Source organism: Mucilaginibacter pallidiroseus (genome assembly GCF_007846085.1).
In the GTDB taxonomy this organism is placed as follows: Bacteria; Bacteroidota; Bacteroidia; order Sphingobacteriales; family Sphingobacteriaceae; genus Mucilaginibacter; species Mucilaginibacter pallidiroseus.
On sequence record NZ_VOEJ01000002.1, the window covers coordinates 425,235 to 445,233 of the forward strand.

At 42.1% G+C, this 19,999-nt stretch carries 23 protein-coding genes; 9 read left to right on the top strand and 14 right to left on the bottom strand.

Annotated features, from left to right (window positions below):
- Positions 1-7: 7 nt before the first annotated feature.
- The 10 genes from FPZ43_RS06355 to pdhA form a co-directional block, all read right to left on the bottom strand.
- Positions 8-1,036 carry an inorganic phosphate transporter gene (locus FPZ43_RS06355; protein ID WP_146381015.1) on the bottom strand — a complete coding sequence of 343 codons (1,029 nt, stop codon included), beginning with the start codon at positions 1,034-1,036 and terminating at the stop codon, positions 8-10.
- 19 nt (positions 1,037-1,055) lie between these two features.
- Complete coding sequence (locus FPZ43_RS06360) at positions 1,056-1,706, bottom strand: DUF47 domain-containing protein (protein WP_146381016.1); 651 nt, start codon at positions 1,704-1,706, stop codon at positions 1,056-1,058.
- Positions 1,707-1,755: 49 nt separating this feature from the next.
- Entirely contained in the window at positions 1,756-2,820 is a 1,065-nt protein-coding gene (locus FPZ43_RS06365; protein WP_146381017.1) for a sensor histidine kinase, read from the bottom strand.
- Positions 2,821-2,943: 123 nt separating this feature from the next.
- A complete protein-coding gene (locus FPZ43_RS06370; RefSeq protein ID WP_146381018.1) occupies positions 2,944-4,257 on the bottom strand; it encodes a carbohydrate porin in 1,314 nt (437 codons plus the stop codon).
- 39 nt (positions 4,258-4,296) lie between these two features.
- Positions 4,297-4,941, bottom strand: a complete 645-nt coding sequence (locus tag FPZ43_RS06375; RefSeq protein WP_146381019.1) for an HD domain-containing protein — start codon at positions 4,939-4,941, stop codon at positions 4,297-4,299.
- Between the two features lie 55 nt (positions 4,942-4,996).
- Entirely contained in the window at positions 4,997-5,224 is a 228-nt protein-coding gene (locus FPZ43_RS06380) for a helix-turn-helix domain-containing protein (RefSeq protein ID WP_261381000.1), read from the bottom strand.
- A gap of 239 nt (positions 5,225-5,463) precedes the next feature.
- Positions 5,464-6,237 carry a M90 family metallopeptidase gene (locus FPZ43_RS06385; RefSeq protein WP_146381021.1) on the bottom strand — a complete coding sequence of 258 codons (774 nt, stop codon included), beginning with the start codon at positions 6,235-6,237 and terminating at the stop codon, positions 5,464-5,466.
- A gap of 26 nt (positions 6,238-6,263) precedes the next feature.
- Complete coding sequence (locus FPZ43_RS06390; RefSeq protein WP_146381022.1) at positions 6,264-6,983, bottom strand: DUF3667 domain-containing protein; 720 nt, start codon at positions 6,981-6,983, stop codon at positions 6,264-6,266.
- A 184-nt stretch (positions 6,984-7,167) separates the two neighbouring features.
- Complete coding sequence (locus tag FPZ43_RS06395; RefSeq protein WP_146381023.1) at positions 7,168-8,859, bottom strand: pyruvate dehydrogenase complex dihydrolipoamide acetyltransferase; 1,692 nt, start codon at positions 8,857-8,859, stop codon at positions 7,168-7,170.
- Between the two features lie 39 nt (positions 8,860-8,898).
- Complete coding sequence (pdhA, locus tag FPZ43_RS06400) at positions 8,899-9,894, bottom strand: pyruvate dehydrogenase (acetyl-transferring) E1 component subunit alpha (protein ID WP_146381024.1); 996 nt, start codon at positions 9,892-9,894, stop codon at positions 8,899-8,901.
- Positions 9,895-10,355: 461 nt separating this feature from the next.
- On the opposite strand from pdhA, the gene FPZ43_RS06405 reads away from it, so the two are divergent.
- Positions 10,356-10,937, top strand: coding sequence for a C40 family peptidase (locus tag FPZ43_RS06405; RefSeq protein WP_146381025.1), 582 nt, complete (start codon positions 10,356-10,358; stop codon positions 10,935-10,937).
- 57 nt (positions 10,938-10,994) lie between these two features.
- On the top strand, positions 10,995-12,140 hold the full coding sequence (locus FPZ43_RS06410; protein WP_146381026.1) for a CapA family protein: 1,146 nt from the start codon (positions 10,995-10,997) through the stop codon (positions 12,138-12,140).
- Here FPZ43_RS06410 and FPZ43_RS06415 read toward each other — a convergent pair.
- Positions 12,137-12,322 (bottom strand): hypothetical protein, encoded by a 186-nt coding sequence (locus FPZ43_RS06415; protein WP_146381027.1) that lies wholly within the window; start codon positions 12,320-12,322, stop codon positions 12,137-12,139. The two genes, FPZ43_RS06410 and FPZ43_RS06415, sit on opposite strands and share 4 nt — an antisense overlap.
- A gap of 532 nt (positions 12,323-12,854) precedes the next feature.
- Here FPZ43_RS06415 and FPZ43_RS06420 point away from each other — a divergent pair.
- The 4 genes from FPZ43_RS06420 to FPZ43_RS06435 all read left to right on the top strand — a co-directional run bounded on the left by FPZ43_RS06420 (position 12,855) and on the right by FPZ43_RS06435 (position 15,705).
- Entirely contained in the window at positions 12,855-13,307 is a 453-nt protein-coding gene (locus FPZ43_RS06420; protein WP_146381028.1) for a 3-oxoacyl-ACP synthase, read from the top strand.
- A 145-nt stretch (positions 13,308-13,452) separates the two neighbouring features.
- Complete coding sequence (locus FPZ43_RS06425) at positions 13,453-13,839, top strand: RNA recognition motif domain-containing protein (RefSeq protein WP_146381029.1); 387 nt, start codon at positions 13,453-13,455, stop codon at positions 13,837-13,839.
- Between the two features lie 235 nt (positions 13,840-14,074).
- Positions 14,075-14,638 (top strand): ribosome recycling factor, encoded by a 564-nt coding sequence (frr, locus tag FPZ43_RS06430; RefSeq protein WP_146381030.1) that lies wholly within the window; start codon positions 14,075-14,077, stop codon positions 14,636-14,638.
- Between the two features lie 119 nt (positions 14,639-14,757).
- On the top strand, positions 14,758-15,705 hold the full coding sequence (locus FPZ43_RS06435) for a bifunctional helix-turn-helix transcriptional regulator/GNAT family N-acetyltransferase (protein WP_146381031.1): 948 nt from the start codon (positions 14,758-14,760) through the stop codon (positions 15,703-15,705).
- A 157-nt stretch (positions 15,706-15,862) separates the two neighbouring features.
- Here FPZ43_RS06435 and FPZ43_RS06440 read toward each other — a convergent pair whose 3' ends face one another.
- From FPZ43_RS06440 to mqnB, 3 genes are read right to left on the bottom strand one after another with little or no spacing between them, the layout of a single operon-like run.
- Positions 15,863-16,705 carry a menaquinone biosynthesis family protein gene (locus tag FPZ43_RS06440; protein ID WP_146381032.1) on the bottom strand — a complete coding sequence of 281 codons (843 nt, stop codon included), beginning with the start codon at positions 16,703-16,705 and terminating at the stop codon, positions 15,863-15,865.
- Positions 16,706-16,709: 4 nt separating this feature from the next.
- The gene (locus FPZ43_RS06445; protein WP_146381033.1) at positions 16,710-17,147 is read right to left on the bottom strand and encodes a hypothetical protein; all 438 of its coding nucleotides are present in this window, start codon (positions 17,145-17,147) and stop codon (positions 16,710-16,712) included.
- 1 nt (position 17,148) lies between these two features.
- A complete protein-coding gene (gene mqnB / locus FPZ43_RS06450; protein ID WP_146381034.1) occupies positions 17,149-17,850 on the bottom strand; it encodes a futalosine hydrolase in 702 nt (233 codons plus the stop codon).
- A gap of 75 nt (positions 17,851-17,925) precedes the next feature.
- On the opposite strand from mqnB, the gene FPZ43_RS06455 reads away from it, so the two are divergent.
- The 3 genes from FPZ43_RS06455 to fabD all read left to right on the top strand — a co-directional run bounded on the left by FPZ43_RS06455 (position 17,926) and on the right by fabD (position 19,962).
- A complete protein-coding gene (locus tag FPZ43_RS06455) occupies positions 17,926-18,342 on the top strand; it encodes a 6-pyruvoyl trahydropterin synthase family protein (protein WP_146381137.1) in 417 nt (138 codons plus the stop codon).
- 9 nt (positions 18,343-18,351) lie between these two features.
- Positions 18,352-18,990, top strand: coding sequence for a GTP cyclohydrolase I FolE (gene folE, locus FPZ43_RS06460; RefSeq protein WP_146381035.1), 639 nt, complete (start codon positions 18,352-18,354; stop codon positions 18,988-18,990).
- Positions 18,991-19,077: 87 nt separating this feature from the next.
- Positions 19,078-19,962: an ACP S-malonyltransferase gene (fabD, locus tag FPZ43_RS06465; RefSeq protein ID WP_146381036.1), complete on the top strand. Its 885-nt coding sequence runs from the start codon at positions 19,078-19,080 to the stop codon at positions 19,960-19,962.
- Positions 19,963-19,999 lie beyond the last annotated feature (37 nt).

Here is a 19,999-nt window from a genome sequence, read left to right on the forward strand (position 1 = left end):
CGGCTAGTTACCAGTTACGAACCAGCGCATACACCAAACCCGCTAATAAAGCAGAAATAGGGATAGTAATAATCCAGGCCCACACCAAGTTAATGGTTACGCCCCAGCGCACTGCTGACACACGTTTTGTTAAGCCAACACCGATGATTGAGCCGGTAATTGTATGTGTAGTCGATACCGGGATACCAAAATTTTCTGTAATAAACAAGGTAATAGCACCTGCACTTTCGGCAGCAACACCCTCAAGCGGAGTAACCTTGGTTATTTTGGTACCCATTGTTTTAACGATCTTCCAACCGCCAGACATGGTACCCAACGCAATAGCGCTATAGCAGGCAATAGGGATCCAGTTAGGCATTGGAGTGCCTTCGGTAATAACCTGCTGAGAAACCAGCGCTACGTAAATGATACCCATTACCTTTTGCGCATCATTACCACCATGTGCAAAGCTTAAAGCTGCAGATGATATCAACTGGCCGGTTTTAAACCATTTTTCGGCCTTGGCAGGACGGGCATTTTTGCAGATGTGTAAAATGATAATGGTTACCACGTAAGCAATAAACAAACCTATAAACGGCGCAAGGAAGATATACGCAACTGTTTTTATCACTACCGAGCCGTTTACCGCGTTAAAGGCATTGGCCCCCATAAACAAAGCGTTAGTCATGCCGGCGCCTGCAAAGCCACCAATCAACGTATGTGATGAGCTGGATGGGATACCAAACCACCAGGTAATTAAATTCCAGGTAATAGCAGCTATAAGGCCGGCAAGTACCACGTGGATATTGATAAATTGAAGAAGTACTGTTTTGGCAACCGTATTAGCTACCTCAAAATTGCCCCCATGAAAGCCCCAGTATCGTACAGCTATGTAAGCCAAAAAGTTAAAGAATGCTGCCCAAAGCACCGCCTGAAACGGCGTTAACACCTTGGTTGATACAATAGTTGCAATAGAGTTTGCAGCATCGTGAAAACCGTTGATGAAATCAAAAATTATAGCAAGGCAAACTACAGCGACAAGAAGGATAGTAACCATTTAATAAAGGTTAATTTGCTTAAGCGTTTTTAACTAAAATAGATTCCATTACGTTAGCTGCATCTTCGCACATATCTGTAGCGGTTTCTAAAGCGGCGTATATTTCTTTGTATTTGATAAGGCGTATAGCATCTGTTTCGTAAAGGAACAAATCGGCCACGGCACGGTCAAACACATAGTCGGCCTGGTTTTCCACGCTGTTTATACGGATGCATGAATCTGCAATAGCACGCACGTTACGCAGGTCTTTCAGTTCGCGAACGGCCTTTTCAAGCTCGTTGCCGCCCTGTAAAACCAATTCAGATAGTTTGCGGATATGCTCGTTGTAATCGTCAATCCTGTAAAGGCTCATGCGATTTGCAGCACCTTGTATGTAGTCGGCTACATCATCAATGGCTGTAGCCAATGAGTGAATGTCTTCCCTGTCAAATGGTGTTATAAAGTTTTTACCCAATTCAAGGTAAATCTGGTGGGTAAGCTCATCGCCTTTATTTTCCAGCTTATCTATCTGCCTGAACAGTTCTTCACGATTGCTATCGCTTTTTGTGTTAACAGCCTCAACCAAAATGGTGGACATAACAATAACGTTATTTGCTGCCTGCTCAAATAAAGGGAAAAATATTTTTTTATCCTTTGGTACAAAATACTGGAAAATGCTGTTTAGTGACATCGTCTACATTAATTTGCCGTAAAGGTACGCTTGCTATGTTAAGTTAATGTTAACTTTTTAACGCCGGGATGTTTGGAAAAGGTAAAGACTGCTTGGCTTTTTGTAATGTAAATCCAAAAGTTGATCCTAAACCTTCGGTGCTACGCACATTAATTGTTTGCTGGTGTGCCTCTATAATGTGTTTTACAATAGCCAAACCCAAGCCAGAGCCACCAATCTGTCGCGAACGGCTCGTATCTGTACGGAAAAAACGCTCGAATAAACGCGGTAAAAATTTTTCTTCAATGCCTATACCGTCGTCGGTAACTTCTACCAAAACCTGGTCGTGCAGGGTGAATATGCTGATGGCTGTGCTGCCGCCGTCTTTACCGTATTTAAATGAGTTGTCGATAAGGTTTACAAGTACCTGCTGTATCTTTTGCCTGTCGGCGTTAACAAAAATACCTTCATCATACTTTTGCTTAAAAATCATTTTAATATTGTGCTGGCTCGCTTTAAACTCCAGCGAATCCATCACTTCTTTTACAAGATCATTGATCCTGAATTTGGTATAATTGATAGGTATCTCGCCCGACTCGAGTTTTGAAATCTCATCCAGATCTTTGATAAGATAGCTTAGCCTGTCAACATTTTTTGATGCCTTGTTTAAAAACTGGTGCGCAAGGTCCTTGTCTTCCAAATCATCATCCTGCAGCGCCTCGATGTAACCCTGTATGGCAAAAAGTGGTGTTTTAAACTCGTGCGAGATATTTGATAAGAAATCGCGGCGAAACTTCTCCTGCTTTTTCAGATCGTCAATTTCCATCTTTTTTAAACGGGCCCATTCTTTCACTTCCTGCTCCACATCATTTATTGGATCGGCAGTTACATGTTCGCCCAAAGCATCGCGCAGGTCGCGGCCAAGTTTAAGGTTATGAATAAGTTTATATATCAGCTTTATTTTTGAATAAATGTATTTTTCTATGAGGTAATAAAACACAATATAGCTGCTGATGAGTGTTACTAAAAAGGTAATCATCATATCATACCACTTGTGTTGAAAATAATAATTTACAGCAGAAAGGCTTATGGCAACCGCAGCCGAGTTGATCAATACCAGTACACGAAGGTTCATATTTGTAAAGGTAATATTTGTATTGAAACTTACACTAAATAGCCTGAGCGCGTTGATGTTAAATTACCGTTATCAAATCGAAAAATTTATAAGGTACCAATTTTCGACCGCATGTGGATATCGCTAAAATTCTACATGCGCACGCAACGAGAATACGTTTACCGGCCCCCTGTCTTTATTGTAAGCCGGGTTGACTATAAACTGATAATCGGGCGAGAGCCATAGCTTTTTTTGGTAGGCGTTTACCTTGTAGTAAACTTCAGTGATAAACTCTGTAGCGTAGTTTAAACGGCCATCGCCAATAATGAAGCCGTAACCACCGGCAGCCAGATAATCGCGGTGCGGGCCCGATATACCGTTACCAACAAAGGCAAGGCCAAGCTCATCATCCTCTCGTCTCCAGGATGCGCCTTTTAATACGGCACCCAAACTTACCGATCTGTCAATCTCTGTAAAGGCCCATGTTTCGGTATGGCCGTCGTTCCAGCTGGCCTTGGCAAATACACCGAAGTTTTTGGTAAGATACTGATCGGCACTTACGCCAAAGCCATATTTGTGCTTACCATAGGTAAGGTTGGTATCAATAACAGGTGCTGTTAGGTTGGCGGCAATAGCCTCACGGTAACGGCCCATTTTACCATTGTTGCGGAAGCCTAACAGGCGTACCGTACCATTATAACCGTTAAGCTGGTAGCGCTTTTCATATTCAAGCGTCATGGTGTTGGCTCGGCCAATGCGCTCATCCCATATGGCGCCGTTGGCGGTGGTGGTGGTCATGGTAAAGGCGGCGCGCAAAGCCCAGGTTGGCTGCCCAAGCTCGGCCATGACACCCATTACATAACCACGTGTGTTGGCAGGGTAATCCCAGGCGGCATTATCCATTAAAGCCCAATTCATAAATTGCGAGCGGGCATCGTGGCTAAACTCATTGCCGTCAAAAAAATCGGCCATGCCAAACTTTCCTACAGTTACTTTAAAATACCGTTTGCTGCGCAAGCCGGCTAACTGGTTTACATCGTCGGCCTGGTATTCTTTATCATCGCCCCACTCAAAGTTTTGTGTGAAATATAAACGTGCAATATAAATTTTAGGCTCCGCGGCACCTACCCTAAATGTTTCGCCGTTAGGGAAACCCGCTATACCAAGCGTTTTGCTAAGCCCCGAACCGCCCGAAAGCTCCGGGTTAAAATATGCTTCGGCACCTTTCCATAACCTGGCACCGCCAAAAAATGTTGTAGTGAGTGATGATTGAGTTTCCTTACCGGTTGTTAAGCTGTTTGCACCAGTATAGGGCGCGCTAAATCCTGGTTTAAATTGCGTAATTACTGTTTGCTGGAAATGGTAGTTAAAGTTTTGCTGTTTAGCGGCACTGTCTTGCGCGCGTACAAAGCTTGCTGTACAAAGCAGTGTTACTAACACAAATAGGGGCTTGTTCATGTTAAAAGTTATGTTGAAGGGGTATAAATAAAAAAACGACTATCTAACCTCGCTGTAAAACTGGGTTAAAAAATCGTGCATAAATATATGCCTTTGCTGCGCCATTTGCCTACCTGTATCGGTATTCATTTTATCTTTCAGCAGCAGCAGCTTTTCATAGAAATGGTTAATGGTTGGGGCAGTTGTATTTTTATACTGCTCTTTGGTCATATTCAGGTTAGGCTCAATTTCCGGATTGTATATTTCGCGGTTTTTAAAACCGCCATACGTAAAGGCCCTTGCTATACCAATAGCACCAATGGCATCAAGCCTGTCGGCGTCCTGCACAATAAAAAGTTCCTTTGATTGAAATGAGGCTTTATCAAAGCTCGCCTTAAAAGACATGTGCCTGATGATTTGCTGAACATGCGCCACAATGTGCTCATCGACGTTGATACTACTGAGGAATGTACCGGCTGTAGCGGGGCCTATTTCTTCGTCACCATTATGAAATTTACTATCGGCAATATCATGCAATAATGCGGCAAGTTCAACTGTGAGGGTGTCGCAGTCTTCTGCTTCGGCAATGCGCCTTGCGTTAATCCAAACACGGTTTATATGCCACCAATCGTGGCCGCCTTCAGCATCCTGAAGGGTTTGTTTAACGTAAGTAACTGTTTTATCAATTATATCTGCACTGTTCATACCGCGAGGATTCAAGAGTGCAAATATAATTGCGTTGCCGATACAAACGTATTTTTTAAGCAGCTTCTGCTTTGTCTGTATTGATGAGTTCCATCAGGTCTGTCTCTAAGATTTCAGCAATTTGAAACAAGCGTTCAACGGTGATCTTAGTGTAACCAAGTTCAATTTTGCTGTATGCGTTTTGCGATATGCTGAGTTTTGCAGCCAGGTATTCTTGTGTGTAATTGAGTTCTTCGCGTTTATTTCTAATGTTGGCCGCTACGGCTTTAACTTTAAATGCCATATTTTTCATCTAGTATATTCGGTTCTTATCTCCACATACAAACGATATTATTTTAGGCCCGGATTTCGAAAATTCACCTTTAATGAAAATTATTTTCAGATATTATAATAATTATTTCATAACCCTACTGTTAAATTTACTCTAATGAGTTGTACCAGAGGCACTTTCTCAATATATCTAACAAGCATTCAAAAAGATCAGTGTGATGAAATAAATTTCGATTTAGCTACCGATTACCTCTACTCAGCCGGATCCTGGCCAAAGGTTTTGCTTAGCAAATCGTAAAGCTCGGGGTGCTTTGTTTGGAATTGATTAGGCTTTTCAAAAAAATATTCAGATACTACGGCGAAAAACTCAGCTTCATTTGTGGAAGCATACACGTCAATGTCAGACTTACCAGCCTCTATTTTATGAATATCTTTGTGCATCATTCGCACCCAGGGTTCAACGTACTCATGTGGCAAAAAGCCTTCCGGCACACCGTCGGTAGCGCCGTCGCTTTTATCAATAAGGTGCACAAACTCGTGGATGCCGGTATTACTCATGCCCGATTGCTTTGAGAACCCTTTTGTTAATGCAGCTCGAGATAAAATCATTTGCCCGTTCATGTATCCGCTGCCCACCATACCCATGATGTTGCGGTCGGTGCTCTCTTCGTATTGAAAATCTTTGTCGAAAGTGTCGGGGTAAAGCAATACGTTGGTTACGTTGCGAAAGCGCCAGTCCTTAAAACCAAAGATGGGTATCACCGCGCTTGATGCAATCATAAGCCTATCCAGGTCTGTTACTTGCAGGCCAACACCTTCAATATTAACGTCGTTAAAAAACTGCTCAATCTTGCTTTCAAAAGTGGATTTATCAGCATCAGATAGCTTTTGATAAAACTCGATATGCTGATTTAGTAATTGTTTACGTTCATCGTTTACTATTACTTCAGAAGCGTTTTTGGTTTTACTTGGGCGGATAAAGAAAACACCTATTATTACGGCGATAACAAGAATGGCATATATCATAATAAACTATCAACCGTATTAGAAGCTTAGTGTTTTATAAACATATCGATAGTGGTACCCACCGCTAAAGCAACAAGCATAAATGTAATCATACCAAAGGCATAAGCAAAAAAAGCTTTTACATAACTACCTATCTTACGTTTCTCAAAAAATTGGCCAATGCCCCAGGCGCAGTAAATTATACCCAGGCAGCCGCCATACTGCATTAGTTTAATGTGGCTTATACCCTGTGCAATTGCAAACACAGTAAAAATGAGCATACCCATTCCTATAATAAAGCACAGCAGGATAAGTATTTCAAAGAAATTGTACTTATGCTTCCTGAAAAAAATCTTTATCCATAAGGCTATAAAAATGCCCATTATAATATTGCCGTAACCATAATGATCCTGCACCCATTTAAAAATGTAACCGGTTGTAGATTTATGTTCCTCTTTAAATTGCATGTACCCTTCCTCGATATGGAAAAAGTGGTTCACTACGGAGTATATAAGAGAAGTGATGATGATAAAGATGATGGGCTTTACTAAACGGCTTCTGTCTTCATCTATAAAATTTCTCACGGTTTTCCCGGGGGCTATCAGGAGCTCTTTAACAGTATATAATATCCCACGCTCAAAGTGCAGAACGTGTTCAATTTCATGAGCTATATAGTGTCCGTCAATTCGCTTCAGCACCACGGCTTGCCCGCAATTTCCACAGTATTTCTGGCTAACTTCGGTATGGCAATTTGTACAATTTGGCATGTTTGTGATGTTTATGCCAGCTTAGGCAGCAGGCAAAGTTCAGGTGCCCGGCAGATTGCTTATGATTACCGACCAGGCAATGCTAAGATAAAAATAAAACGTGCGGGTTGGTAAAAGAATTTGCCCACAAAAAAAGCGATGGGTAAAACCCATCGCTTTTTAATATTTAATCCTTTAAAATGAATTATATCAATAACCTAACCGGCTCTTCAAGCAATTGCTTTAAAGTTTGCAGGAATGCAGCAGCCAGGGCACCATCAACCACGCGGTGATCGGCACTTAGGGTAACCTTCATAACATTACCCGGTACCACAGCACCATTTTTAACAACAGGTACTTGCTGTATACCGCTAACTGCAAGGATACAAGCATTTGGTGTATTAATAATAGCTGTAAACTCATCAACACCAAACATACCTAAGTTAGATATGGTAAATGTTGAGCCTTCCATTTCGGCTGGCTGTAATTTTTTAGATTTGGCTTTACCGGCAAAGTCTTTAACCTCTAAAGATATATGACTTAGTGATTTACCGTCGGCAAATTTTATTACCGGTACCAGCAAGCCTTCATCAACTGCTACAGCTACACCAATGTGTACATGCTCGTTGGTGCGGATCTTATCACCCTGGAAAGATGAGTTAATAGCAGGGTGTTGTTTTAAGGCAACTGCAACAGCTTTAACTACAAAATCGTTAAATGATATTTTAACCGGCGCAACATCGTTCATTTTACCACGGGCAGCAATTGCCTGGTCCATATCGATAGACATGGTAACATAGAAGTGCGGAGCAGTAAACAAGCTCTCAGATAATCTGCGGCTAATGGCTTTACGCATTTGCGTAACAGGCCTTTCGCTAAATTTCTCTTCGCCTGTAAATGTCGGCAATACAATTGGCGCTTTGTCGGCTTTAGCAGCAGGTGCAGGTGCAGCCTCTTGTTTAGCGGCAGCTTGTTCCTGTACTTGTTTGGTTGAAGGTGTAAAGCCTTCAATATCCTTTTTAATGATACGGCCGCCATCGGCAGTGCCTTTTACATCATTAAGGTTAATGCCTTTTTCTTTAGCAATTTTACGAGCTAGTGGAGACGCTTTTACGCGGCTATCATCAGCTGATGAACCGGTTGAAGCAGCAGGCGCTGATGATGATTCTTCAGCTTTTGGCGCTTCTTCTGCAGCAGGTGCTTCGGCTGCATTGCCATCGGCACCATCAGCATTATCAAGTAATGGCTGTATATCTGTACCTTCTTTGCCTACAATGGCAATAATGTCATTAACCTTTGCAGCTTCGCCTTCTTTAACACCAATGTATAATAATGTACCTTCTTCATAACCTACAACTTCCATTGTCGCCTTATCCGTAGCAACATCAGCAAGTGAGTCATCAGATTTTACTTTGTCACCTACCTTAAAGTTCCATTTCTCAATGGTACCCTCGGTCATGGTATCGCTAAGCAACGGCATACGTATTACGGTAGCCGGTATGTTTGATGTATCAGCTTTTGGTTTTGCAGCAGCAGATTTTTCGGCTGTTGCAGCAGGAGCCTTATCAGCACTTGCAGCAGGCTTAGTTTCTTCAGCTGGTTTCTCCTCGGTTTTGGCAGGTGCACCTTCGCCTTCCAATGCCGATTTATAATCTTCGCCTTCTTTACCTAAAACGGCAATAACGCTATCAACAGGAGCGGCAGCGCCTTCATCTATACCGATGTAAAGCAACACCCCATCCTGGTATGATTCAAAGTCCATCGTGGCTTTATCAGTTTCAATCTCGGCCAATACATCGCCGGATTTTACCTTATCGCCAACTTTTTTATGCCATTTAGCTACCACACCTTCGGTCATGGTATCGCTCATTTTAGGCATTTTAACTACTTCAGCCATATACTGTTTTAATGAATCTTTTTAAGTATTAAAATAATATTAGTCGCGGATGTAAGGATAATCGTGCTGCACATAAACATCTGTGTACAGTTCGCTTGCCTCGGGCCAAGGAGACTCTTCAGCAAATTTAACTGCTTCGTCCACCTGTGCTTTTACTTTAGCTTCGATTTCCTCAAACCACTTCTCATCAGCATAACCTTCTTTTTGGATGGTTAGTTTGGTAACCTCTATAGGATCTTTTGCTTTGTAGCTTTCAAGTTCCTCTTTGGTACGGTACTTTTGCGGATCGGACATGGAATGACCTTTGAAACGGTAAGTACGCATTTCAAGGAAAGTTGGCCCTTCGCCGCGGCGTGCGCGTTGTACAGCCTCATCCATTGCATTATGTACAGCCACAGGGTCCATACCGTCAACCGCTGCTGATGGGATACCATATGGTAAACCTAATTTATAGATATCTGTTTGCGCAGTAGTACGCTCAACAGATGTACCCATCGCGTAACCATTGTTTTCGCAAACAAATATTACAGGCAATTTCCAAAGGGCTGCCATGTTAAATGTTTCGGTTAAAGCACCCTGGCGCACTGCACCATCGCCCATGTAGGCAATGTTTACATTGTCGGTACCTTTAAATTTTTCTGCAAATGCAATACCTGCACCCAGTGGTACCTGGCCGCCCACAATACCGTGGCCGCCATAAAAATGGTTCTCTTTGTCGAACATGTGCATCGAGCCACCTTTACCTTTCGAGCATCCGGTTGCTTTGCCGTACATCTCGGCCATAATAGCGTTAGGGTGTGTACCTTTTGCAAGGGCGTGTGCGTGATCGCGATAAGCCGTGATCATGCTATCCTCGTGGCGTATAACAGACATGGCACCGGCTAACACCGCTTCCTGACCGATATACAGGTGGCAAAACCCGCGAATTTTTTGCTGACCATATAACTGACCAGTTTTTTCTTCAAACTTACGCATCAATAGCATAGACTCGTACCACATCAGGTAGGTGTCTTTATTTATTTCGATTGAACTCATTTATAAAAACAAATTTCTATGAGAGGAAAGTGCAAATCTAATTATATCCTGCAAATAACCGAAACTGCAACGAATTTGTTGGAAAGATTTATTAGTGATTGTTACACCGCGTTAAACCGACACATTGGCAAGCCGCTCATTTGCAAAATTTGATTTGGCGACACGGTAATGTTTGAAATTTTTTATTTTGAAATAAATCGAGGTGACGCCTAAAGACTGGTCGTAAAACAGAGAAAAAAAATTATGCAGGCATATTAAAATTACAAATAAGCCAATATTAATTAACTGAAGCGATTGATTTATTAAAGTTTGTGGATAAAATTTTTACTTTGACGACCAAAAAATATCGCCGAATAAATTTGGATAATTAAAATTATTGGATAGTTTTGTATCCAACAATAGACACAGTGTCTGATTTAATAAACATTTGTCGCCCTAATTCGACAGATTAAAGCCATTAAATGAAGAAAATTACAATTGCTATTGCACTATTTTTGAGCGTTTTAGCTGCTCAAGCGCAAACAAAAACTGTTCCAGCACAACAACCATCAGAGGCAGAGGAACAGGAATCTTTAGCAAAAGATTATCTTTCACAGATCATGGGTGTTGCAGTTTCTGCCACTTCAAACATGAAACTTTTCCACTTTGTGTATGATTGGATTGGTACTCCTTACCGTTTTGGCGGTAGCTCACGCAGGGGTATTGATTGCTCTGCATTTACAAAGGAGTTATACAGCCAGGTATTTAACACCACTATACGCCGCAGCTCACGCGACATTTTTAGCATGGTAAGCCCGGTAAGCAAAGACGACCTTAAGGAAGGCGATCTTGTATTTTTCAAGATTCACAGCCGCAGCATATCACACGTGGGCATTTACCTTGGCAACAACAGGTTTGCGCACGCATCATCAAAGGGTGTTGCCGTAAGCAGCCTTGACGATGCTTATTACAGCCGTTTCTTTTACAAAGGCGGCCGCATGCTCGAGTCATTCAAAAACGAACTTTCGGCATCAGCAGTTGCGAAAGAGGAACCAGCGAACTAAACAAACCTAAATTATACAATTATCCTCTCATTTATATGGGGGGATTTTTTTTGCCCTATGCGTACTGCAACCCGTTATTCTTTTATGGTTTTAACCATTGTTGGCTTGTGCTGCTGCAAACCCAAACCCGCTTCCATTCGCTCCAGCGACTTCAAAGCCACCGAAAAGGATACGACTAAAATTGAAACAGCACCGGAAAACATCGTTCCTGATAGTGCCATAACAATAGCTGCTGTAGGCGATATGATGCTGGGTACTGCATATCCGGACGAGTCGCACCTGCCACCTGATAGCGCCAAAGGCAGTTTTAAATATGCGCTTAAACACCTGCGCGAAGCCGATGTAGCCTTCGGCAACCTGGAAGGCGTGTTGCTTGACAGCGGCGCAGCACTGCAAATGAAACTAAACTTCCGTAGTAAGCCTTATCTTTTTAAAATGCCCGAGCATTATGGCCGCATATTTAAAGATGCAGGATTTGATGTAATAAGTGTAGCAAATAATCACTCCAATGATTTTGGGCTTGCCGGGCGCAAAAAAACCGTCGGGATATTGGATAGCCTTGGTATACACTACGCAGGCTTGCGCACCAACCCCACTAAGTTGTTTACCATTAAAGGTGTTAAGTACGGCTTTTGCGCCTTTTCGCCTAATAGCCAAACGGTGCCCTTGCTGGATACTAAAAACGCTGCTAAAATTATACATCATTTAAAGGAGCAGGCCGATATTGTAATTGTGTCATTTCACGGCGGTGGTGAAGGCGTAGACTTTGAGCATGTAAGCTGCACAAATGAGCGTTTTAAAGGGGAGCGCCGCGGCAACGTAAATGCTTTTGCGCACGCCGCTATTGATGCCGGGGCAGATATTGTTTTAGGGCATGGCCCACATGTAGCCCGGGCAATGGAACTTTATAACAATAGGCTTATAGCTTACAGTTTAGGAAACTTTTGCACGTACCGCTCGGTAAGTGTGAGCGGCATTTGCGGTTTGGCCCCGCTGCTAAAAGTACGTTTAAATAAAAAAGGCCACTTTTTAGATGGCCATATTATATCATACCAACAAACCCATGCAGGTGGGTTGGTACCCGACAGCCTTAATAAAGCTGCCGCCCGTATAAAAATGCTTACGCAAACCGACTTTGAGGCAAGCGGATTGCAAATTTCATCAACCGGCAAAATCTTGCGCGGCACTCAAAACTTAAATTAAGCTTCGTCTTTAGTGTTACGTACCAGGCTAATGCCGGTAAAGAAGAAAATTATTGATATAAGCCCTACAACAATTTGAGTTGTTGCCTGCCCGCTGTGGTTAATAATTTGCATACCTGTATATATAAGGCCAATAATACCCAATACAGTAAGTATAGCTCCAAAAGTCCGTTTTAAGTTCATTGTAATGTGTTTGTTTTTCGGTTAGTAATTATATTAATTAAACACATTAACCGTACTAAGCATACTTTGTTTGTTGGCTACAACACAATTAAATATGTAAGCTTACTTTAACGGAACAATCACAAACAGAGCCATTAGCGTTACCAAAATTGTCAATAGAACCAGGGTGGCGGTGTAGCTCTCAAGGTTGGGGCTAATAAATTTTTTAATCATGGCAGTTGGGGTTTTATACCTATAACGATTTTAACTATGAAAGCGCAACAGTCACCTGTTAATAATGTTGTAAATTTTTTTACCCTATTTTGTGATACTTAATGTAATTACAGCCTCATTAGTAAATTTTTTTTATGTTTGGCGTATCTATTGGCGCATCTCGTGCGTTAGTAGATCAATATAAGTGCAACACACTTATAATTGTGATAAGGTTTAGGTTGAAAGTCCCCGGGCAGCGAGTGCCCGGGGCTTTTATTTTTACACCACTTTTTAACTATAAAATTCACTCTATCATATCTGCAATTTCCCTTTATAATAAATGAGTACTATAAAACAAAAGCTGCATGCCTTGTGCCTTGCATATGTACAAAAACGTATAGCTGCAGCTGAAGAAGCTATTGCGGAAGCCCAGCAAGCCGCCAATGACGACACAAAAAGCAGCGCAGGCGACAAGTATGAAACCGGCCGTGAAATGATGCAGCAGGAAACCAACAGAAACCTTGCCCAACTTAACGAGGCAAATAAGCTTTTGGTGGCGTTAAATCACACAAGCACAACAGGTTCATCACAAATGGTGGATGCCGGGAGCATAGTTTATACCAACAATGGCGATTTTTATTTGGCCATAAGCGCCGGGCAAATACTGCTGGATGGGAAAAACTATATAGCTGTATCTCCCGCATCTCCAATCGGCTATAAGTTAAAAGGTCTTGCGCCCGGTAACTCATTCGATTTAAATGGCAAAACCTATCAAATCATATCTGTTGAGTGATATTTAGCGAGAATTTTCCTTTTATTTAAAATAAAAAGTGCTGTTTAATAAAATATTTGTACAAGTGATGAATATCTATTCTATATTTGGTGTAAACAAAATAAATGGACAGGCAACAACCTGGGCATTACTAAACTAATTTTTAATGAACATATTCGTAGGAAGCCTTCCGTACTCATTGCAGGAAGCAGATTTACAGCAGCTTTTTGAAGCTTATGGTGAAGTAAGCACCGTTAAAATTATTATTGACAGAGAAACCGGCAGAAGTAAAGGCTTTGGTTTTGTTGAAATGCCAGACGATGAAACTGCACAAAGTGCTATATCAGGCTTAAACGGATCACAAGTAGCTGGCCGTTCAATTGCTGTTAGCCAGGCAGAAGACAAAAAAACCGGCGGCGGTGGCCGTAGCGGTGGTTTTGGTGGCGGCAACCGCGGTGGCGGTGGCGGTGGCGGCTATTCAAGAGATAATCGTGGTGGTGGCGGTGGCTACAACAAAGATAATAACAGAGGCGGCGGCGGTAGCCGTTGGTAATAAACCTCTTGCACTATTAAAGCAAGGCGCCTGTCCTACGGGTGCTTTGCTTTAGTATTTTACACGCTTACATTTTATGGGGCGTGCTTTTTATTGCCTTTTAGTTTGGGCCTCTTAGCACCCATTATCCGGGTAAGAAACTGCTGCTGCATTTATTTGTTACAACCCTTAAGCGCTTTAAAGTTGTTTGAGCGGCTTTGATACTTTTTATTATTTTTGTTGAAAATTATTAAAAATGAGCGAACTCATTAAAAAACAGGTTAATGATGCAAAGGCTTTAATGGAGAAAGCTATTGCCCATACAGATAACGAATTAAATAAGATACGTGCCGGCAAAGCAAGCCCATCAATGTTAGATGACGTTATGGTTGAGTATTATGGTACCCCAACACCATTGAGCCAGGTAGGTAGTGTAAACACGCCCGATGCTCGTACCATTGTTGTGCAGCCGTGGGAAAAATCCTTGCTTAACCCTATCGAGAAAGCAATAATGGAAGCTAACCTGGGCGTTAACCCACAGAACGACGGTGTTATTATCCGTATAAATGTACCACCGTTGACAGAAGAGCGCCGTCGTGATCTTGTTAAAAAAGCAAAAGGCGAGGCCGAAAGTGGCAAGATTGCCATTCGCAACATTCGTAAAGATGCTAACGAAAAAATTAAGAAACTGAAGCCAGAGGGTGTTTCTGAAGACGAGATTAAAGTTGGCGAAGCTGATGTGCAAAAATTAACTGATGCTTACATCGTAAAAGTTGACCAGCTTACCGAAGCTAAGGAAAAAGAAATCATGACTGTCTAATCACCGGTTGAATATATAGGGAAAGGGATTGCATTGATGCAATCCCTTTTTTTGTTTAAAGATTTTGCTTCCAAAAAATTAATTATTAAATTACGTAATTAATTACGTAATCATTTTTTATGGATTTTTACGATAAGGCTGGGAAGATGGCGCTCGGCAGCAGGCTGCGACGCTTGAGTGAGAAAATAACAGATCAGGCGGCGCAGGTTTATGACATATATGGCATTAATATGAACCCTAAATGGTTCCCGGTATTTTATGCTTTGGCTGAACCGGGGCATAAATCAATTATGCAGATAGCGCAGGAGATTGGCCACTCTCACCCATCCGTAAGTACTATTGTAAAAGAGATGATAAAAGCCGGGATTGTAAAAAATGTAGAAAGCAAAGCAGACGCCCGCAAAACTTTTATTGTGCTTACAGATGAGGGCTTACAAATAAATCAGCGTATACAACTACAATACGCGGATGTAAATGCAGCTGTAGAAACTGCGCTGGCCCAATCACAATACAATATTTGGAAAGCCATTGAAGAATGGGAGTTTCTGCTTGATCAGAAAGATTTATTAAAACGGGTTATGGACGAGAAAAAATCACGCGAAAGCAGCGAAGTGCAAATAGTAGAATATCTGCCTAAACATCAGTCGGCATTTAAACAGCTTAACGAAGAATGGATAAGTACCTGGTTTAAAATGGAAGCAACGGACTATAAATCTTTAGACCATCCGGACGATTATATCCTTAATAAAGGCGGGCACATATTAATTGCATTATTTAATGGGGAACCCATCGGCACTTGCGCGCTCATCAAAATGGGTGATGACATGTTTGAGCTGGCAAAAATGGCAGTATCTCCTGCGGCAAAAGGCAAGGGTATTGGGTACCTGCTTGGCAAGGCTGCCATTGAAAAAGCCGCAGAATTAGATGCAAAGAAGATCTATCTGGAAAGTAATACGATATTAAAACCGGCAATTAGTCTTTACCACAAACTTGGCTTTAAAAAAGTAAGCGGCATACCTTCGCCTTATGAGCGTTGTAATATCCAAATGATGCTGGAGTTGGGATAGTGCTATAATGTTGGTTTTGTTCAGAGCGCCTTATTTAATAGATGCCGAAAAGATAGGTCATGCTGAACTTGTTTCAGCATCTCACTGTTTAAGTTAGCGCAAAGCTTATCCTAATGGGATGCCGAAACAAGTTAGTTATGACGGTTGATATAGTAGACTATTCGTTTAAAAATAAACTTTCGTTGATGCCTGGGATAATACCTTTTTCCAGAGCGGTATCAAACATCAGCTTAACGGCTTTTTTGCCTTCTACCCCCAGGTCTACCGAAAATTTATTTACGTACAAGTCGATGTGTTTGTACATCACTTCTTCGCTCATTTCCTGCGCGTGGCTGCGGATATATTCCAGCCCCGATTTTGGGTTGGCAAAAGCAAACTCTACTGAGCGTTTAATAACCCTGTTTATCTTTTGCTGAACATCATCAGGCAGGTTACGATTAGCAACTATACCACCAAGCGGAATAGCACAGCCTGTGCGTTTTTCCCAATAGTCGCCTAGGTCGATAACCTTGCTCAGCCCTTTATCCTGGTAAGTAAAGCGGTTTTCGTGGATGATCAGGCCTATATCTACACGTCCGTCTAACACAGCGTTTTCAATATCCGAAAAAACAAGCTCCTGTTTGTTTGTAGCTTCGGGGAAAGCCAGTCCCAATAAAAAATTAGCGGTTGTGTATTTACCGGGAATGCCTACGGTTAGATTTGAGATGTTAGATTTGAGATATGAGACATCTTGATTTTTTGAGATCAAAAGAGGGCCGACGCCAAAACCAAGCGCGCTGCCGGCATCAAGTAAAACGTATTTATCTGCCGCGTAGGCAAATGCATGATAGCTTAGTTTGGTTATATCCAGTTCGCCGCGAAAAGCTTTTTGGTTAAGGGTTTCCACGTCATCATAATACACCTCAAATTTTAAACCTTCGGTATCAATTTTATGGTGTATCAGCGCGTCAAAAATAAAAGTATCGTTAGGGCATGGCGAAAAGCCTATAGTTAACTTCATAGTTTTATAGATATGTTCTTTCTATACCCAAATCTCCAAACGTGTAGAGATGAAAGGCTATTAATGCAACAAAAAGCAGAATTGGTGTGCGCTCAACAAACTTCGATGCTTTTAAACCGATTGCTAAAAGCAGCGTTGCTGGCATTAAGCCTAAAAACAACATCATGTTAATCCAACCCATTCCTTCAAAATCATGAATCCCGCCGGCGTATAATTTAATTCCGATATCGTTTATTGCTAATAACAAATAAACTAAGGTTACGTGCGTCCAAGAGTTAAATTTGTCCCCGTTTAGGCTTATTATCAAAGTACATATAGCCATTACAATTGGAGTCATCAAAATACCTGCTGGCGCGAAATACCTTCCTATAAGTATATTGCAAATTATGATTATAAATGCGGTGGCTACGCCAATAAGTTTATTAAACTTAAACCAACTCATCTCAAAAATTCAAAAGTTCCATCGCAAAGGTATTCAGATTTTTAATGGCACTACCTATTTGCCAGGCATCGCGGTTGCGTTTCTCCACATAATTTGACACTGCCCTGATTTGCAGGCATGGCACCCCCGCTTCCCGGCAGACATAAAAAAATGCAGCGCCTTCCATACTCTCAATCTGCACAGCCAATCGTTGCTGTAGCTTTTGAATAGAAGCCTCATTACCATGAACTGTGTTCACGGTAATAGCCGATGCTTGCTTTAATTCAATGTCTTTATAAAAATCAGATAACTTGGCGGTCGCTACAAACTCGCCTTCGCCAAAACCCATTTGGTTTATCGGTATAAAAGTTTCCTCGTCCTCAGCTCCTAATTCAGCTAATGTATCCTGGGTTATTTCCACAACATCACCCAGGGCAATGCTGCGGTCAAAGCTGCCTGCAATGCCCAAGTTTATTGCCAGGTCGTATTTATTAATTGCAAGCTCGCGCCCCAAAGCATATGCAGTAGCCACCATGCCCACGCCGGTTACGAGTAGCGAATAGTGATTAGTTATTAGTGATTTGTTGTCAGTTATTGGGGATTGTTGAGAGCTCTCCAATCCCTGATTCTTGACTCTTAAGTCTTGACTGTCTTCAATATTTTGAATTTTGACTTTTAAATTTTGAATTTCAAACTCCGTTGCCGCAACAAATAATACTCGCATTATGCTTTTTTTGACAGCTAAGTTAAAACAACTGGCCTGTTTTTGTTTTGTATATTTGCACCATTAATTGCTATGATGATACACGTAACGCGCAGAGAACATTTTAATGCGGCACACCGTATGTACCGCGAAGAGTGGAGCGCAGAGAAAAATGCCGAAGTTTTTGGCAAATGCGCAAACCCCAACTGGCACGGCCACAACTATAACCTTTTTGTAACCGTTAAGGGCGAGGTTACCCACGCCACAGGTTACCTTATCGACCTTAAAGAGCTTAAGGAAATTATACATAAGTATGTGATTGACAAGCTCGACCACAGCAACATCAACAAGGATGTTGATTTTATGGCAGGCAAAATGGCATCTACAGAGCTGCTTTGTATAGAGATATTTAACCAGTTAAAGGGGCCTGTTGAAGCTTACGAAGGTGTTTTTCTACACTCTGTTAAGTTGCATGAAACTGAAAACAACTCTGCCGAGTACTTTGGCGGATAACCAATAACCATGACAGATCACGATGAAATCCCGGACAGGGATGCAGGTATTAACGGCTACCAAAAAATAGACCGTTACAACCCCGAACTAATAGCCAATTTATCGGGCCACTACCATGAGGTTTTAAAAGAAATTGGTGAAGATCCAAACCGCGAAGGTTTACTTAAAACTCCGGAGCGTATTGCAAAAGCCATGCTTTACCTTACCCATGGTTATGATCTTGATGCAAAAGAGATCCTGAACTCGGCCATGTTTAAGGAAGAATACAGCCAAATGGTAATAGTGAAAGACATTGAAGTTTATTCGATGTGCGAGCACCACATGCTGCCATTTTTTGGCAAAGCACACGTTGCTTATATACCAAACGGATATGTGGTTGGCCTAAGCAAAATACCGCGCGTGGTTGATGTGTTTTCGCGCCGGCTGCAGGTGCAGGAGCGCCTAACAAATGAGATACGCGATTGCATACAGCAAACGCTCAACCCTATTGGAGTTGGCGTTGTGATTGAATGCCGCCACCTGTGTATGAGCATGCGTGGGGTGCAAAAACAAAATTCGGTAACCACCACATCGGCATTTACAGGCGAATTTTTAAAAGAAAAAACAAGAACAGAGTTTTTAAACTTAATCTCGTCGAGACTTAGTTAAGCCCCCCACCCCCTGAAGGGGGAGCAGGTGAGGCATCATTTTATAACAATTAAATCTTATTCCCCCTTTAGGGGGTTAGGGGGCAACATGAAAGCATATATATTTCCTGGGCAGGGCGCCCAGTTTCCGGGCATGGGTAAAGACCTTTATGAGCAAAGCGAGCAGGCTCGTGAGCTTTTTGAAAAGGCAAACGAAATATTGGGTTTCAGCATTACCGATGTAATGTTTAACGGAACCGAAGAAGATCTAAAACAAACCAATGTAACGCAACCTGCAATATTTTTACACTCGGTTGTTTTGGCGAAGGTATTGGGCGATGATTTTAAGCCTGAAATGGTTGCAGGCCACTCTCTGGGCGAATTTTCGGCATTGGTATCGGCAGATGCGCTATCTTTTGAAGATGGATTACGCCTTGTTGCGGCACGTGCCAACGCAATGCAAAAGGCCTGCGAAATACAACCCGGTGCAATGGCTGCTATTTTAGCGCTCGACGATTTTACTGTTGAGGATATTTGCGAGCAGGTAAGTGATGTTGTAGTTCCGGCAAACTATAATTGCCCGGGCCAATTGGTAATATCTGGTACTGTTGCCGGTGTTGACGCAGCCTGTGAAAAAATGACTGCTGCCGGCGCTAAACGCGCTATGAAGCTTAATGTTGGCGGTGCATTCCACTCTCCGCTGATGGAAGCTGCAAGGGTTGAACTGGAACAGGCTATTGTTGCTACTAACTTTAACGAGCCTGTTTGCCCGGTTTATCAAAACATAGATGCAAAACCATATACGGACATTGAGCAGATCAAAAAAAATCTTATTGCCCAGTTAACAGGCCCTGTGCGCTGGACACAAACAGTAATGCACATGCTAGAAGACGGCGCAACATCATTTACTGAAGTTGGCCCGGGCAAGGTGCTACAGGGCCTTGTAAAAAAAGTTAACCGCGACGTTGCCACTGCAAGCGCGTTGATATCATAAATATCTATCAAGCCATCCGTTAATTGCGGATGGCTTT